Raw genomic sequence first — 15,810 nt, 5'->3', positions numbered from 1 at the left:
CCGATAATGTAGAAATGAAATTTAATCCTTTTATCATCATCAAGCTGGTGCTTGTTATTTTTACCTGTGCAGGTGCAGGCCTTACTATCTTCATGATTATGCAGGAGGTGAAAATTGTTGGTGCTTACCTGGTCTCTGGACTTTTCATTTTAGTACCTGGTACCATACTCTATGGTTTACAATTTGGATTTAGGATTTCAGAGAAAACCAGAAGGAAACAAGCCGAAAGGCAGAAACGCATCACATCCAGCCACGCAGGACTTTCCTATCAAATGCCTCTTTTTGATGTTACTCTATTGATCGAATGGAAAACTATTGAAACGGTTATTTTTACTGACTATCAATCAGACGACCATGCACAATTCATTTTTCATCTGACACAGCCACCAATCCTGACAAGGGCGGCAAATCCCTGGTTTTTAAATAAAATTTTTCCCTTTACACCGGGCAATCCAAAGGAAATTAGCATAGAAGACGATTGTGCTGATTTTCATCAAATTCCTCAGATGCTCTATAAGTATTTAGACAATGTAAATCTGAGTGATTTGAACCAAAATGATAAAAAAGGAACATTGTTAAGCTCAAAAACAACCATTCACAACAATACGATTAAAACTGAGGAATTGTGGAAGCCAAATCCTGATTATAACAGACAACAACTGATTTTTGACAAATACAACCGGGCATTTGAACAAATAAAACAAAATTAGATAGAACAGATTAAGCAGTTACTCTCGATGCCACTGTATCTAAAATTTCGTTTATGATTTTTACACTGAACGTGTGCCTGCCTGTCAGCCACCTGTTGATTTCGTCTGGATTGATGTCTAAAGATACCGCAAGCTCTTCTACTGAAAGATTGTCATCGGCTATTGCCTTCCGGGCCTTCTCTGCTACATCAAGATTCAACTGTGCCAACTCTTCTATCGCGGGGTTCCCGTTTTCTGCCAGCCAGATAGCTGCAAAATCATTCTTTTCCATTTACGTTTTTTGTATTGTTTAGTAATTTGAGTGCATGCTGCACTTTTTTCATCCGGGCGGCAAAGCTAATCATATTACTTTTATTATCGCAAGCGGAATAGATGCTAAAAACCTGGTCCTCTCCAGGATCACCAGGAATGCTGAGATAAATATAGAAGCGCATGGGAAATCAGAATCGTAACTGGCTTAATAATAATACTTTAATTTTTGTTTTAATGCATTTACTTTTATATTTATTAAAACAAAATATCGCAGAACATAATTCAGCAGGAATTTATTGGAGAAACAGAAGGAGTGCTGCAAACTATGTATGTTGATTTTTAATTTGGTCATTATGAAAAAATTTCTGATTTGTATTTTGCTGTCTGGCTTATTTCTGACAGTATCCGGCCAGTATAAATTTACCCTGCTTGTAAACTCACAAACTTTGAGTGACACAGATATATTTTTGTATATTTTCAATAATAATGATTTTGAACCTGTCAAGATAGACACCATACGTCTGAAGAATGGTCATTACAGTCTGCAGGGGGAAGTGATGCAGCCCTGTAATTTCGCAGAATTTTCCGTCCGCTACAATGGTAAAGACATCTACAGAAGATTTGTGCTGGATGCCGGAATAAATAACGTCAGTTTGAATCTTCCCAGGCCACTATCCCGATTTTTATCCTTCCAGTCGGATGCAAGAGGCCATTTCATATTCAATGATCTGAACGATCTGTTTGAGGAGAACATTGCTTGCTATAAAACGCCGGCGCGTGTAAATGGCATGCTCAACTTGAACGCAGAACAATTTGGCCAGATCAATCTGAATCAGCTAAAAAGGCTGGAAGCTTATCCGGATGATTTTGGAAGTCTGATCAATTTATATAGAATGACCCGCACAGATGCCAATCCATCTTCCGCAAAGAATTACCTGGTCACTTTCGCAAAATTTAGCGATGAGCTTAAAAATTCTGAATTGGGACAGCGGTTGTATGCTGAAGAAACTGCTCTGATCAATTCTAAGTTTTCTGCCAGTGCAGGAAATGTTGTGAAAACTTTCACTGTTACTGATATTCATAACCAGTCCTTTAGCAACAGCTCCCTGAAAGGGCAACCTTATATCATCGTTTTTTCAGCCACATGGTGCGGCCCCTGTCAGCAGCAGCTGCCAGGATTAAAGACCTTGTATGAAAAGTACAGGAGTAAGGGATTGAAAGTTGTTTATTTCAACGATGACGACAACGTTACGAAGTGGAAAGATCATGTCGCAAAAAACAAACTCACGTGGATAAATGTGTCCGAACAAATGAAACCCAATGTTAGTAAAATTGCAAAATCATTTGGTGTATATGCTATACCGGCATGCCTGGTTATCGATAAAATGGGCAAAATCGTTTACAATTCGGATCAGTCTGATGTAGAGCTGACTGATATTGAAAGTTATATAAAAGAGGTGCTCATAAATTAAACATACTCAGATCAGCTGTAATTATCCAATGCAACCGCTACCATGGTGAAGTCATTTATCCTGTTATGGAATATGCTACGGATAAACATCCTAATGATAAAATTTAAATTATGAAATTAGCCACCGTATTTATTACCGTTATTGCTTTTATTACAGGATGTCAGTCCCAGCCCGAAAAACAAAATATTCCGGCTCCCGTTGTAAAAAAACATTTTCAAAATACACTGGCTGATAAAAAATTTCTTACCGAAGGATTGATAGGTCTTACCGCAGAAAAATCAGATTACCTGCTTAATGATTCGGCCGTAACGGTTGGATGGGTAGGAGATATCGTTAATTTTGTTGATTCTGTACATTTTGAAAGTGCTTATGTAGCCTGGTGCGGGAATGACTGTTTCACCAGGGTTTATGGCAGATACTATTTTGTTGACAGTTTGAAAGTAAGTTTTTATACGGATAGTATTACCCGGTCAGGTGAGTGCGAAGCGCCGACTGAATATACGAAAACGAGACCTCCACTAAATTTATATCTTGCAGAGACGCCTGAAGGCCGGCTACAGCTTAATCATAAACATTAATCCGCACTACGCATGAGGGAGGTTGTTTATAGGGATGATCTGTTAACGGTATTTAAATTTTATTCCGAAAATATGTTTTGAATTGAATTAATGAAAGCTCAGCAAAACACATTTAGGACCAGCGGATCTAAGATTTTGGATTTGTAATTACACAATATTGATATAATTCTATGTAGAATATTCCCCTAAACTGTTACAATGATTATGATCTTCAATAGTAATTAGTAGGCATTGCATTATACTTTTTGATAGAGTAATCTTAACAGAAAAATAAACCGAATGCAAGTATGTTCTTATTTATATAGTCTATATTTTTTTATTGTATTTGTATGTATTCCAAATGGGCAATGATATATTGAGACGTTGCACTTTCCCTTGAGACGGTTCCTAATGTTCTAAAAACGTTGTGTCTGACAACATAACCTTGTACAGTCATCACTTCATGATACATCCAATTTAAGTTTGCAGTAAAGTAAAAACCTGAGCCCTGAATACGATGCTCTCCTTTTTCCAAATAAGTAGAATTACCTGGAAAAGTTTCGGTTCCTGCAGTAAGAAAAATTGTACCCAACATTGGAGGGGATAATTGATTTAATGAAACATTAAATTCAAGCAAATGTGGGTAACTATTCTCCAGTGTGGTAAAATCAAAAGCATAACTCTTCCATCCGGATTCCCAAGAATCAAATGGCTTATTGTCGCTACCTAATACTGACATTTTTTTAAACGTTCCGCGGGCAATAGATTTACTATCGTCTATCTTTTTGGTAATAACTATCGAATCTGTAAATTCTTTACCAGATAATGCACTACGCTTTGCATCAAATTTTTTCAGTTCTTCATATGAAGAGAAATTACGAACAACTTCCGTTATACTGTTATCACTAGTGATATTTTCCTTTACTTCAATCGATTCCTTTGAACAGCTTTGGGAAAGAAAAATTGGGAAAATAAATAATGCAAAATACTTTTTGAAATTCATGTATTTGATTTAGAGAGTTAATTATTTTTAAATATAATAATTATTTACTTGTTAACAAAAATAAAAATGAGATAATATCTGCTAAGTTTTTGATAAAATCACAATGATGTTACTATTAATTGAATCGTAGTGATTTTATGTAAGTCTAATCATTTAAGTGTAAGAGCTAATCGTTTACATTTCAGCGTATTATTGGTGTAAAAATTATTGCAGATCAAAAAGATGTAAGAAAAACATTACATTTAGTGCTTTATTAAGTACTCCTAATTAAATCTCATGATATTACCTTTAAAATATGCAGCACTAATCATGTTTACTACATCTATTGTTTTGATGAATGAAAAACATGTTGCTGATCCAATTATTAGAATCAATGTCAGCCTTAGAATTGAAGATAATGAAAGAAAATTTAAGCCCATCATGAGTAAGGTAGCAATTTCTTATTACAAGTGTCATACAATTATTGAAGATCCACGACCAACAATCTCTATGTATTTTCAATCCGATAGCAGTTCTCATTCTTTCGAACATATTCGTTCATCAAAAACTATAAAAAGCAGATATTTCATATTTAAAAATAAGTCAACTCAAGGGTTAGCCTTTGACTCCCTGGCTCAAAAAAAGGGAACTCGATTTAATGTTGACACTATAATGAAAGAAAAAGCCTTTTCGAACGGCATGTTCTATAATTCATCAACCTATAATTTCTTAGAATCTATAATCAAACCTAAAGATGATTACACATCTGCGATTGAAATATTTTCCCGGGATTCTAAAGAAAACCTTGGGTCTAAGGACTCATTAATCTATCACTTCACTAATCAACTAAAAGATGTTCCGTATTCATTTTCACCAGCATTAGATCAGAATGAAAAAGGCAAAATTTATAAGATAGAAATTTTTTATTATGAAAAGTTTAAAAATGCGCTACACCAAAACTCCTTTCGCAAAATGAAAGCTGTTCTGGAAGTTTCAAGAGAAGAGGTGGAAGACGATTTGATCGTAAAATATTTTGATAAATATATAACTGAAACTTTCCCAAACAAAAAATAGGATCATTGGTCAATCCCATCCCTGGAAACAAGCTCCCCTGACTATGCTTACGCACAGACAAGGAAACCAGAAAACGGGCGTATTTTAAATGCCTCTTTTATTAAAACTCATTTTATCAATTAGGGAAGGCATAGAATGAATTCCCGTAGCGGTAAGACCATTCATTGCTGGGTGCGGTTGTGCTCGGAGAATAATAATGGCTGTAATACCAAACTTTGTTCATTTTCGCCTCCATAAAATAATCATAAAATTGCACTGTGCCGGCTACAGGTGAAGTATAGGCATAAAAAGCAATACCTTGCATGGCATAGCCTTCTACACCGCAGGGATTTTTTGCCGATAACATCGTTGCATTACGGGCAGCATTGTAATGCTGGTAAATAGGTACTGATCCGCCAAGAGGGGCGTTGTAAGCCTTGAAGGCCGGACCCTGATAAAGATAAATCCCACCAATAGAAGGCAGCTTTTCGGTAGAGTAAAGATGTCTCATCAACCTGTCGGCATAATAATGATATACCGGTATCGGGGCTGCAATCATTGTAACTTGTCTTGAAGTAATATATTCTTTGATGTAAGCTTTTACTGCTGCAGCTTTAACAGGATCGCTGATGAGTTCGTCTAAAGGTATCAGCCCGTCTGTTCCTATATCTACCAGTTGGGCATTTTTACTGTTAACGCTCTGTTGCCAGGCATTGATGTTCACTGTGTTGGAAACAGTTGATCCCAGCTGAAGATCTCCTGTAATAGGGATAGTGTTATCACCTCCTATAGTCTGGTATAACAGCCTTTGATTAGAATTGCTGCTGGCCAATGATTTGTTGGTGCCGGGCTCAACCGAAATGTCAAAGATCTCTTTGATGGACAGGGATATTCCCGCTGAAGCGGCAGACTTTCGGTCTGTGGCAGAGGTTTCTGACTGGTAGAGCGATTCGAAGCGTGCCCCTTCAATGATATGTGACAATACAGAAGTGCCGTACCTGGCTACAATTTCCTGGGGACTATCACTGGCGATATCTTCCTGGAACTCTTTCGTCAAATACTTCCTCAGTATGCTTGCCGAGGCATTATACTTCAATGAACGCTTTTGCAGGATCCTGTTATAGGAGGCATAAATGTATTTTGCAGAATAAGTGTTCGTTTCTGAGAAGTCGTGTGATACAGTAGATTTAAAAATCCAAAATCCAGCGCTGGCCTTGATGCGGCGCGAAACCTGTTCTGCGAAATCGACCATATTTTCACCTGCCTCCAGACGGTTATATTGATCCGAAATCTCATCAATAATCAGCCGGTTTGGGGCATCCTTAACTAAAGCTGCATTGTCTATTGCTATTCCTTTTATCCTGGAAGTTTCCAGGGGTTCAGTCATGTTCCATGTGCTGCCCAATTTCCCGGCGTTGATCTGTGCGGGGGACGTAGTTTCTTCTGTTACAACTGGCGTAGGTGAGGGAACATCAAGTCCCTTTTTACATGAACTGCAAATGATGGTCAGCAGAAGTAACAAAATCCGGCTGTATGCCTGAATTCTATAATTACTGCTGAATTGTACTCCTGTAGAACGACGGATTGGGTTGGTGGGTTGGCAGGTTTTCATTGTTTTTTTGTTTAGTCTTCTTATTTGTTCAATTCATGTTTTTCGCAATAATTCCTAAGGATTTTTGCGTAATTTGTGGTTCCAATCAAGTCTTGTTCGTTTTAATTTTGGGCATGAGTATTTAAAATGAATTCCCGGCTGACCAGGCAATGGCATTCACACTTAAAAGTTTAATAAAGTTGTCATGTAGAGCAAACCCGAGGCTGCTGAAGCAAATCTATAGTGACTAACTTGCATTTTTTCTCCCATTACCATTTCCATTATATATAAATTTTTGTACGGAATGTGAATAAATAAAATGTGAAATGTAAACCAGGATGCGATCCGATTCGCTAGCTTTAGAAACTCAATATAAGGAAGTTATGAAAGTTGAAAATCGTTACCTCAGAAAGGCATGGCAAATCATCCTCCGGAACTTTATTAAAAATCCAGGTGAATACCAGCAATATCTCTGGGAAGATTATGGTACGATTTTTCCAAATGGGGCTGTGCACGCTGAAGTAATTGAACGTGTCACTACGGGAGTTGATTTTGAAGATGAAGTAGAACGCTCATGGAGAGCTCAGGGCATTGACTATAAAGGCACGCCGGTAAAAGTAGGCTATGAGGATATCCTGCTGCTAAAAAATAGCAAGGAAGTGATTTCTTTAGCTATTGCACTGAAAGGTAAGATTCACGTGGAGAAATATCAAGGCAGGGTACATCTGAATGAAAATGAAAAGTGGAATGTTGCCCGTGTTTGCCAGGAATTAAATAATGCTCTTGGTAAAACCACAAAGGATAATAATGGTCTGGTCAGGACTTTCAGCCAGACTGGTGTAACCACCAAGGCAATGGCTAAGAAGCTCATCGCCTTTGCAAAAAAACTCACACAGGAAGATCCCGCAGCTACTAAGGCTGATGAAAAAGTAATGGAGGCTATTGAAGCTGAATTCTTAAAGGAATACCCGGAGACAGCGAGCGTCATAGGCGATTTTAACTTTTATGAGGGCATCGTTAAAAGACATCATGCACTATGGAATCCGGGCGACCGGCTACGCAATTTCAAAGGTTCCCGATGGCTCTGTTTCCAGCGTACCGATGGATGCCATAGCAGCAGCTCGGATTATGGAATTTCAATCAGTCCGCTCGAAATCCGCTATGAAAGAGAAAACAATAAAAGCCAGTATGGTGTGTTCATGCAGAGCCGTTACCATTCGGATCAGTCTGGCGATACACAAACTTATCAATATACAGGAATGGTGACAGATGTTGTGAGCACCAATTCGCTGGTCTTTGAACTCTGGAGAGACCAGAAAGACCGGAGCCCTGAATCTGTTTCCTATATCGTGCTCACCCTAACCTCTGAAGCTAATCCGGATGTGCTTATTGGATTCCATATGTATTATTCTGTTTATTCCAGTCGCTATGTAACCAAAAGTGTGCTGTTTCAGCATTTCGATGACTCTAATATTAAATTTGATTTAAACCCTGAAGAGCGGAAACTTCCGGCTGAACAACTTTTCCCTAAACTGAGCCATGATTACAATCCCGATGACGATCAGAAGGAGTTTAAAGAAATTCCCTTACTGATCAGACGTTTCCTGGCCAGAAGAGATCTTAACCGCCTTACACAGCCGAGTACACGTATCTCTTCTTTGGAAGAGGGTGAAAACTCCCTTGCGAAGTGGATGGATTCCAGAAACGGTATAGACGCTCATCCTATTCTGGATGCCTGCCAGGGTAATTATAGCATTTATTACTTCTACGGAGATCAGATTGCGGAGAAAGCAGATACAGACGAGATTTTTCAGAAGGTGCGGAAGGACCGGTTAACCATCAGTTATGATGAGAATCTGGCTGCATTCAAAGCCCTGTTTTACCATGAGCGAACAAGAAATGCTACCTATACAGGAAAAGTAGGTTTAAATATGCAGACGATTGAGATTAATGTAGAAGATAACGGTGATGATAAATACAATTCTACCGAACTCAACATGGTATTTATATCCTTTACAATACCTGCCCATGATAAAGGGGTTTTTGCTGATGAATTCAAAGGTAAGAAATCATTGGAAGGCTTAATTGCCGGTTGTAACGATAATGAAAACACGCCTATTGCACTGATTGCGATGATTATAAAGGAAGTAGATGAAGATTTGCAGGCAGATTTACATTCCACTAAAACTGATAGTAAAGAGCGGAAAGATGAGGTGGCAGATTTTTTAAGACTCAACAGGAGCCAGCTGAGTATCAAACTAAAATCCTATGAAAATAGAACTGCCAGTCGTTTCGATCATCTTGTTAAGTTGTATGAAGACAAAGGTTATGACAGCCGCCGGGATGGTAACAAAAGAATCATTTATGAACTAGAAAGCGGAAAGACAGTTGACCAATCTGAGCCAAATGTGTCCCCATTTGCTTATGTTTTAAGCAGAGATTTATTTATTCGGCAATTGCCTGATCTCAATAAAAAGTAAGATTTGCCCAATGTTAGCTTCCTGACCATTAATTGCCTTAAATTTCAACTTTAAGGTAATTAATGGTTCAACTAAAGACTCATCGCGGAAACGATCTTAATAAGTGCCTGTTTGTCTTTTCCGGGTGTCCAATAATCGGTATGACCGCCCGGATAACACCATAATGATTTGCGGTCAATTTTAATATCAGCTATTCCAGTCCCAAAAACACGCTGAGCAGGACCGCCCACAAAATCCGAAGTGTAATAAATATTGGTCCAGCGAACCATGGCGAAAAGTGCGCCGTGATGAGGAACCTCTATGCATTTGTTGGTCTGTTTGCCATTCAGTTCCATATCCCCAAGGTAATATATCTTCTGGTCCTTTGTATCTATTTCAGGCGGGCATACCGGAATCTCGCGCTGCTCGATGAGCTTTTTAATTGGCACTTTGTTGACCATAAAGTAGTCCAGTGAATTGACTGCTGCCCCCAGGGTGATGAAGTCTGTAATCAACCATGGATTTTCCAATGCCCGGGCTTCCTTCCAATAGGAGTGCTGGGCATCAGTGAAAGTACTAAAATTGCCCGCAATAGTGTTTGGGTTGACTGAGAAGTTATTGACTTTATCCAGCATAGGCTGTCCATTAGTTGGTAAAGTATTATATTGAGTGTTGTATTCAGTCCATAGTAGTCTCAAAAGATCATATGCCACTACCGAACCCAGACTGTGCGCAACGACGATGATCCGTTCCGGTCGGGTGCGGTTATTTACAGCATGCAGTTTTTTCAGAAAATTTATGCCCTGCTGACGGATTTCGCTGCGGTCTTTGATGTTATTAGGTTCCGGCGTCATGTAACGGGCCACATCCCCAAGTGAGTTCAAAAATGAATTCTTTAAGAAAGCAGTTACAAACCCAATAACAAAGGATACGATGCTACCACCAAAGAAAGCAATTAGCGCTTTTTGGATAGCCGACAGATCGAAGGACTGTGCAACCAGTAAGGAAAGTGCAATTCCCAGTACAAAGATGCCCCAAATGGTCCACCAGATCTTTTGGAGATGCCGGGGGACTCTACTTACTTTTACAAATACGACCTGTTTTAACCAGGCAGACATATTTCCAAAAGTGGTACCGCGCATATTGTGCGCCCAGTAAAACTCATAAAAATCTGTAATAGGGCGGGCGGCTTTATAATTGCTCTCCATACTTAGGCGCACCGTCTCATAGATATCGCCAATGCTGTCCGGCTTGCTACGGACTTTAACATTTACCTCGCTGGGATCGTTCTGCTCCATTTGCCATTTCACCCCGTCCACAAAACTACGTAGGGTATCTGTCGGCCGTTGTTCGCCCATCCCATGGATAACGATCACAGCCTGTCTTTTGATTTTAGTCATGAATTGATGTTATAAGAATTCACTAAATCTAGTTCACCGCTTTAAATACCCTGTTTCCATTTTTATTTATCCTGGAAGCAATCAGTCCCGAAGCCAGCATCTCATCCAGATAGTCCTTTAATTCGCTCTTTTGGATGCCCGTATCTTTGGAGATCCCCGTAGAAGTTCTGTATATATAACGGGAATTGAGCAGGGCCCGAAGGATCGATTGGTAAGTCGTCGTCTTTGGATCAGGTGTATCAAGCTGCAATGCTTCGTGACCAATTGTTTCCTCAGCATCATCCGTTTCTGTTACTGACTGTTCGATTTCTTTCGTTGTCTTTTTGGCTTCATCAGCTGTCTTTTTTGCATCTTTGGCCACTTCTTCCGCTTTGGTAATCCGTCCGTAAACATCCTCAATAAAGCGTTTTGAATAGATGGCTCCGGCAAGGCAGAATCCGCCGATCACGAAATAGTTGAGGTTAGGGTAGGGAGGTGTTTTTACCGGCTCCAGCAGTTTGCTGCCAATAAGACTAAGGAAAAGCGGGATCAATGCTGAAGCCCCTAATCCAAGAAAAACCGACTTCAAAAAAATATACTGGTTACTGAATTCTTCTTCCTTTACGTGTACCATAAAGTAATTGATGATTCCGCCAAGCAAACCGGCAATAATGATGGTGAGGATGAGTGTAGAATGATCTAACATGCTGATTGATTTTTTATTGATAATTAAAAACTGCTGCAATTTCCTGTTCGCTCGCCAAATCCTTATTGCTGGTCTGTTCTACATAAGTATCCATTTGAATGAGCTGTGTAAAGTCGAGCCCCGTTTCTTCGGCCAGTTTTGCTATCGGATACTGATAAAGTTTGAATTCCTGGTTGTTGTGGATGTCAAGTTGTTCGAACCTGATGTCTTTCACCAGTCTGGACTGGGAGAGCAAGAAGGCAGTGGCCCTGATTTCACCCGTATTGGTGGGCCAGAGGATGATTTTGTAAAAATCCATGGGAACCTGCACACCCCGGAATACGGGGTCGTCATACCGAAAAACCGGACCATTGAATACACTGATCTTATTCGTTAAAGGACCTTCATTAATAGCGCCGCTTTCCAGCACTTCGAGTTCAAGCCTTCCCCAAAGTCCTTTCCTGGAACTCTGGTTAAGCGTTCCAATCTGCGGACAAGCATTGGTGTGCATACACGTCAGATCAGCATTGCGTTTTGCCTCATCTGCATCCTTTCCCCAGTCGGCATCTTCTCTACGGCTCATGTGGCCTTTATCAAAACCGCTGTTACGGTAATAGGTATCATCCAGCTGAATAGCAAAGTCCAGCCTGTTGTCGCGGATCCAGTTATCTTTTCTTTTGTAGTTGTCCAGTCTAAGCTTCAAACTTCCATCTACATTTATTGCGCTGATTGCCGGCATCTTACGCACAGAATGGTGGCGGACACTATAATGATGATATTTTAGCTCTGATGATTCACTGCCATTTGGAATAGCAATGAATTTTTTAAGTATTGAATTGGGTTCTGGTAATGGAATTTCTGTACCCAGGAATTTAGAGATATAACCTCTACATCCAGAATAATCCATAATCTGCTCCAGTTTTTTGATCTCCAATAAGGAGAGTTCATCCACCTGTTCTGGTGCAACCTGTGATAAGCCATTTAATTTAACTCCATTTCTTGACAGGTTTAGGCTGATGTTGGTTCCCGCATCCAGCAGGTTGGACGGAATGCTGATCTGGATATCATTACTATCTGCCTTTAAGAGGTTTGTATTAGCAGTAGTAACAGGCACACTATCTTCAATCTCTGGAGACTTTATCACAGGAGTGGATTCGCGAACGGTTTCATTCTTGGTTTTAAGCTGCGCAACAAGCTCATGCGTTGGATAAACATTGAAAATATCTTCCAGAATTACACTAATTCTAATGCCTTCATTCGAGATCCAGTTGATTTTACTTTCCTGGATCTTGCCTCCAATATAAGGTACAGGATTACCGTATTTATCAATGTATTCACCCTTGTCATTTTTATCCGCTACCCCCGAATGATGTAGTGCAACTACTTGCCACTGGTCGTTAAATACAGGTCCGCCACTGCTGCCCTGGGCAGTATCTGCCTCATAAAGGATCGTGGTAGCCGTTCTCTTTGTAAACAGGTTTTCGCGGATAGAAAGCTGTTTGAAGTCTCCGTCCGGATGGTGAATAATATTCAGTGATTCCTTCTTTTCTTCCCCAAGTTTCCCTTTTTCCGGATCGAGATACAGATAACTGATTTTAGACAGATTTGTGCCGGAATCCCGTGATACAGTACTTACAGCAACAAGGCAATAATCAAGATCCCTGTTTGAATAAAAGAAGTCTTCAGGTCGGAAAGAAAAGATAGTTGCTGTTTTTTCCTTGCCGGTAATATCAAATTCATAACCAAACTGCACCTCAGAATTCTGTGCATCCGTTGCGTTTTGGAATACATGCCAGTTGGTGAGCATCAGTCTGGGAGATACCATAAAACCAGTGGCATATCCAGCCAGGTTGCTGCCTTTTCTAACCAGGATTCTTCCAACCTTTTCCTTCGCATCCATTAGCAGTTCCACAAAATTGCTATATACAGAGTCATTTTTTCCAATAGCCCGTTCATAAGCAAAATCAGTTGGTTCAGGAGCCTTGTATTCCAGCGTCATCTTACGGTTGGCCGCCTGAAGATCTGTATCGGGATTAGCCTGGGGTATGGGATCAGGATTAATCATCAGGCCTTCCATAGCCAGGATATCATTCGGCAGTCCGTTTTCTGTACTTAAAGACTGGGATTTTTGGATGTCAGCGAACCTGAGTTCTGATTCTTTTAACTGTTCTTCTGATAAAAACATATCTCCTTAAATTTTAGATTGTTAATTTAATACCAAAGGTTTACGCTGGAATATATATGGGACTTAAAATGGTTTTGTAAATCTGAGCAGGATGTCCCAAGATGGAATGGCTAATGAAATCGGGGGATTTATTTTTGTATTGTTCTAATAAATTTATCTAATATATTTTTGCTTGTCAATACCCAATATTAGGTATTTGGCTATTATGTAGTTTAAAAGCGACTGTTTGAGTTGGATGATTGGTACTTATAAAAATTGCCATTAAATTTTCAGCCCTAACAATATAATTTAGCTATGATAGATTGGCCAAATGATCGTTAAGGTATAAGAACATCAGTCAGAAGCTACTATTTTGTTTAAATACCTACTTTTAGGTATTGCTAATCAGTTTATTGGAGTTTAAATTGATCTTATGAAAAAGATTATACTCGAATTAGGGGACACTGAGTATGGTGAGTTATCAACCATCATCAATAAACATGCAGGAGCTACTTTGTTAGCGGCCTTTACTAAATCGGTAGAGACAAATAACTACGACGCTTTTATAAAAGAAAAAGTTTGCGTTGCAATAGATAAAGTAAGTATTTTAAGTCTTGCCGAGGTAATTGCATTAGCCGACGATCCTACAACTCAAAGCCTGAAATTTGATTTCAGATTGGGAAAGGAAAGTAAACGTAGTTTGCGGGGCTATTTTCAGCAAATTTTATTAACTCTAAAACCTGAAAGTAATTCAAGTTTCACAAACACGGAATGTGAGGCTTTGGAGACTTTTTCATCATGTATTGAACTTATTAAAGTCAAGCTATGAAGACAAAAATAATAATTGTTTTTTGTATCTTATCTATACCCTTTTTGGCTCTGACACAGGACAAATCTAAAATTAGTATCAGAAAATCGCTTCAGTCTATATCCGAAACAGCGGAGGCTGCCTCGATAATTTATACAAAGGCAAAGGACTCTGCAAATTCTTCATGGGCGGCCAATATCGGGATTGGTTATGATATTCGTGACAAGGAGGTTACGATAACACCTTATGTTGAATATCATAAAAATACACTTGTTACCAAGAAGCAAGATAGCAGAGAATTGGGTGTAGCCTTTAGATGGGATATGGGAACAGAGTCTTTACGTAAAGTGATACCAATTCTACTTGCTTCAGGAAAGTACAATGAGGATCAGGAAAAGGATAATAAATCTTTAAGGACAAGTCTGGCATTTACTTTAAAACCGGGAGGTAAGTTGGTTGATAAATGGAAAAAAAAATCCCCTAATCAAGATATTGATTTTTTATGGAATTTATTTAACCTTAACTATTCACCATATTTGGGCCTTGAGAGCGAGAATAGGATTAGTGCAGATAAGCCTGAAGCCAAGGGTCATATTTATCGCTGGTATTTTAGAATCAATTCCATTCTTGGCCTTTTGCCCAAATCCACTTTGATGAGAGGACATTTTGAATTTGCAGTCGATTATCAATATAGAAGGGACTTTGCCAAAAGTGTTCAGGAGATTTCCACAAGGAAGCATGAATATTTCACTGCTTCAATAAACTTCAACCTTTATAAAGAGGGGGATAAAAAGGCACAATTGGGTTTCGATTATATTAAGGGTGAAGATCCTACTCAGAATTTTCTATCTCAGTCTTACCATGCACTTAGCCTCAAGGCGAAATTTTAACCTTTTTCAAGTATTTAATGTGCATTTATATTGCAGGCAAGTTTCGTCATTGCAGTACAGACGAAATGAATGTGCTCGTAGAGCTGTTAGACGGTTCGTATAAACGATTGGGAAAAAATAGATTATTAAGTAGCATTCATTAGTGTATGTATAATAGAGAAATTTAATATTATGTCTCACTTGTTTTTATTCTATTTAAGTTATATTTGATTGTAAACGCTCAACAATGTTTCAACACTATTCAAGCATCGTAACAAAGGTTTTCGAGGCGAATGCCTTTAAAAAAGCCTATTTCTGGCTGATCTTTATTATTAGTATTGTGTTTTTGATTTTGGGAAAAGTTGATGTTTTCGGGATTAGGACTGACTGGAAAAGTCTGTTTACTACTGTCGGAACAATTTTACTGACATCAGGCATTTTTGCATCATTATTAAAGACTATCCAATATTTAGGTATTATAAAAGATGAGCTTGCCAAAATAATATATGATGTAGACTATTTAAAAAATAGGAATGATTTAGAAAATTATTGGTCTATGGTCAATAATGTGATGTTTGGGGACAAATTTAAGGATATAAGTGAAGCGATTCAGAAGGACATAAAGAAAGTCTACCTCCCAAACAATCTAGAGCGTTACTACAAGGATTATCATTTTGATATCAAGATTGAAAGAAACAAAAATAATCCCGACTTTATCGAGGTGACGCAAATCGTAACTTTTGAAGTCATTACGAGTGAAGCTTCAGATGGAAAGAAATTAACTTACCGAAATCGTTTAATTCATCCTCAAATGTAACCCCTCCTAAAA

General features: G+C 38.8%; 15 protein-coding genes. 9 read left to right on the top strand and 6 right to left on the bottom strand.

Features of this window, described 5'->3' with window-relative positions; all coding sequences use genetic code 11:
• The first annotated feature begins 14 nt into the window (after positions 1-14).
• On the top strand, positions 15-710 hold the full coding sequence (locus tag OQX62_RS14125) for a hypothetical protein (protein WP_265832193.1): 696 nt from the start codon (positions 15-17) through the stop codon (positions 708-710).
• A 10-nt stretch (positions 711-720) separates the two neighbouring features.
• Here the strand turns inward: OQX62_RS14125 and OQX62_RS14120 are convergent, their stop codons facing one another.
• The gene (locus OQX62_RS14120; RefSeq protein ID WP_265832192.1) at positions 721-981 is read right to left on the bottom strand and encodes a helix-turn-helix transcriptional regulator; all 261 of its coding nucleotides are present in this window, start codon (positions 979-981) and stop codon (positions 721-723) included.
• 34 nt (positions 982-1,015) lie between these two features.
• Here OQX62_RS14120 and OQX62_RS14115 point away from each other — a divergent pair, with 34 nt between their 5' ends.
• From OQX62_RS14115 to OQX62_RS14105, 3 genes are all read left to right on the top strand, one after another.
• Positions 1,016-1,162, top strand: a complete 147-nt coding sequence (locus OQX62_RS14115) for a hypothetical protein (protein WP_265832191.1) — start codon at positions 1,016-1,018, stop codon at positions 1,160-1,162.
• Positions 1,163-1,315: 153 nt separating this feature from the next.
• Positions 1,316-2,434, top strand: a complete 1,119-nt coding sequence (locus tag OQX62_RS14110; protein ID WP_265832190.1) for a TlpA disulfide reductase family protein — start codon at positions 1,316-1,318, stop codon at positions 2,432-2,434.
• A 110-nt stretch (positions 2,435-2,544) separates the two neighbouring features.
• On the top strand, positions 2,545-3,012 hold the full coding sequence (locus OQX62_RS14105; RefSeq protein ID WP_265832189.1) for a hypothetical protein: 468 nt from the start codon (positions 2,545-2,547) through the stop codon (positions 3,010-3,012).
• A 316-nt stretch (positions 3,013-3,328) separates the two neighbouring features.
• Here OQX62_RS14105 and OQX62_RS14100 read toward each other — a convergent pair whose 3' ends face one another.
• Entirely contained in the window at positions 3,329-3,994 is a 666-nt protein-coding gene (locus tag OQX62_RS14100) for a hypothetical protein (RefSeq protein ID WP_265832188.1), read from the bottom strand.
• A 276-nt stretch (positions 3,995-4,270) separates the two neighbouring features.
• Between OQX62_RS14100 and OQX62_RS14095 the strand changes: the two genes are divergently transcribed.
• Positions 4,271-5,047, top strand: a complete 777-nt coding sequence (locus OQX62_RS14095) for a hypothetical protein (RefSeq protein ID WP_265832187.1) — start codon at positions 4,271-4,273, stop codon at positions 5,045-5,047.
• Between the two features lie 115 nt (positions 5,048-5,162).
• Here the strand turns inward: OQX62_RS14095 and OQX62_RS14090 are convergent, their stop codons facing one another.
• Positions 5,163-6,638, bottom strand: a complete 1,476-nt coding sequence (locus tag OQX62_RS14090) for a hypothetical protein (RefSeq protein WP_265832186.1) — start codon at positions 6,636-6,638, stop codon at positions 5,163-5,165.
• Positions 6,639-7,000: 362 nt separating this feature from the next.
• Between OQX62_RS14090 and OQX62_RS14085 the strand changes: the two genes are divergently transcribed.
• Positions 7,001-9,097 (top strand): hypothetical protein, encoded by a 2,097-nt coding sequence (locus OQX62_RS14085; protein WP_265832185.1) that lies wholly within the window; start codon positions 7,001-7,003, stop codon positions 9,095-9,097.
• A 71-nt stretch (positions 9,098-9,168) separates the two neighbouring features.
• Here the strand turns inward: OQX62_RS14085 and OQX62_RS14080 are convergent, their stop codons facing one another.
• The 3 genes from OQX62_RS14080 to OQX62_RS14070 are packed head-to-tail and all read right to left on the bottom strand — an operon-like array spanning position 9,169 to position 13,325.
• Positions 9,169-10,476 carry a hypothetical protein gene (locus OQX62_RS14080; protein ID WP_265832184.1) on the bottom strand — a complete coding sequence of 436 codons (1,308 nt, stop codon included), beginning with the start codon at positions 10,474-10,476 and terminating at the stop codon, positions 9,169-9,171.
• 28 nt (positions 10,477-10,504) lie between these two features.
• Positions 10,505-11,161, bottom strand: coding sequence for a YEATS-associated helix-containing protein (locus OQX62_RS14075; protein ID WP_265832183.1), 657 nt, complete (start codon positions 11,159-11,161; stop codon positions 10,505-10,507).
• Positions 11,162-11,174: 13 nt separating this feature from the next.
• Complete coding sequence (locus OQX62_RS14070) at positions 11,175-13,325, bottom strand: DNA/RNA non-specific endonuclease (protein ID WP_265832182.1); 2,151 nt, start codon at positions 13,323-13,325, stop codon at positions 11,175-11,177.
• A 412-nt stretch (positions 13,326-13,737) separates the two neighbouring features.
• On the opposite strand from OQX62_RS14070, the gene OQX62_RS14065 reads away from it, so the two are divergent.
• The 3 genes from OQX62_RS14065 (at position 13,738) to OQX62_RS14055 (ending at position 15,798) form a co-directional block, all read left to right on the top strand.
• On the top strand, positions 13,738-14,133 hold the full coding sequence (locus OQX62_RS14065) for a hypothetical protein (protein WP_265832181.1): 396 nt from the start codon (positions 13,738-13,740) through the stop codon (positions 14,131-14,133).
• Positions 14,130-15,002: a hypothetical protein gene (locus OQX62_RS14060; protein WP_265832180.1), complete on the top strand. Its 873-nt coding sequence runs from the start codon at positions 14,130-14,132 to the stop codon at positions 15,000-15,002. The genes OQX62_RS14065 and OQX62_RS14060 overlap by 4 nt, the downstream gene beginning before the upstream one ends.
• A 226-nt stretch (positions 15,003-15,228) precedes the next feature.
• Positions 15,229-15,798 (top strand): hypothetical protein, encoded by a 570-nt coding sequence (locus OQX62_RS14055; RefSeq protein WP_265832179.1) that lies wholly within the window; start codon positions 15,229-15,231, stop codon positions 15,796-15,798.
• Positions 15,799-15,810 lie beyond the last annotated feature (12 nt).

Origin of the sequence: Pedobacter sp. MR2016-24 (assembly GCF_026239655.1) — a bacterium.
Lineage (GTDB): Bacteria > Bacteroidota > Bacteroidia > Sphingobacteriales > Sphingobacteriaceae > Pedobacter.
Note: the sequence above shows the minus strand (reverse complement) of the source record. Positions and strands in the feature narration are given on the sequence as shown.

What these genes read in the sequence shown, in the direction of transcription:
- OQX62_RS14125 (WP_265832193.1), top strand. Translation starts at nt 15, where the DNA reads ATGAAATTTAATCCTTTTATCATCATCAAGCTGGTGCTTGTTATTTTT.
- OQX62_RS14120 (WP_265832192.1), bottom strand. Translation starts at nt 981, where the DNA reads ATGGAAAAGAATGATTTTGCAGCTATCTGGCTGGCAGAAAACGGGAAC.
- OQX62_RS14115 (WP_265832191.1), top strand. Translation starts at nt 1,016, where the DNA reads ATGCTGCACTTTTTTCATCCGGGCGGCAAAGCTAATCATATTACTTTT.
- OQX62_RS14110 (WP_265832190.1), top strand. Translation starts at nt 1,316, where the DNA reads ATGAAAAAATTTCTGATTTGTATTTTGCTGTCTGGCTTATTTCTGACA.
- OQX62_RS14105 (WP_265832189.1), top strand. Translation starts at nt 2,545, where the DNA reads ATGAAATTAGCCACCGTATTTATTACCGTTATTGCTTTTATTACAGGA.
- OQX62_RS14100 (WP_265832188.1), bottom strand. Translation starts at nt 3,994, where the DNA reads ATGAATTTCAAAAAGTATTTTGCATTATTTATTTTCCCAATTTTTCTT.
- OQX62_RS14095 (WP_265832187.1), top strand. Translation starts at nt 4,271, where the DNA reads ATGATATTACCTTTAAAATATGCAGCACTAATCATGTTTACTACATCT.
- OQX62_RS14090 (WP_265832186.1), bottom strand. Translation starts at nt 6,638, where the DNA reads ATGAAAACCTGCCAACCCACCAACCCAATCCGTCGTTCTACAGGAGTA.
- OQX62_RS14085 (WP_265832185.1), top strand. Translation starts at nt 7,001, where the DNA reads ATGAAAGTTGAAAATCGTTACCTCAGAAAGGCATGGCAAATCATCCTC.
- OQX62_RS14080 (WP_265832184.1), bottom strand. Translation starts at nt 10,476, where the DNA reads ATGACTAAAATCAAAAGACAGGCTGTGATCGTTATCCATGGGATGGGC.
- OQX62_RS14075 (WP_265832183.1), bottom strand. Translation starts at nt 11,161, where the DNA reads ATGTTAGATCATTCTACACTCATCCTCACCATCATTATTGCCGGTTTG.
- OQX62_RS14070 (WP_265832182.1), bottom strand. Translation starts at nt 13,325, where the DNA reads ATGTTTTTATCAGAAGAACAGTTAAAAGAATCAGAACTCAGGTTCGCT.
- OQX62_RS14065 (WP_265832181.1), top strand. Translation starts at nt 13,738, where the DNA reads ATGAAAAAGATTATACTCGAATTAGGGGACACTGAGTATGGTGAGTTA.
- OQX62_RS14060 (WP_265832180.1), top strand. Translation starts at nt 14,130, where the DNA reads ATGAAGACAAAAATAATAATTGTTTTTTGTATCTTATCTATACCCTTT.
- OQX62_RS14055 (WP_265832179.1), top strand. Translation starts at nt 15,229, where the DNA reads ATGTTTCAACACTATTCAAGCATCGTAACAAAGGTTTTCGAGGCGAAT.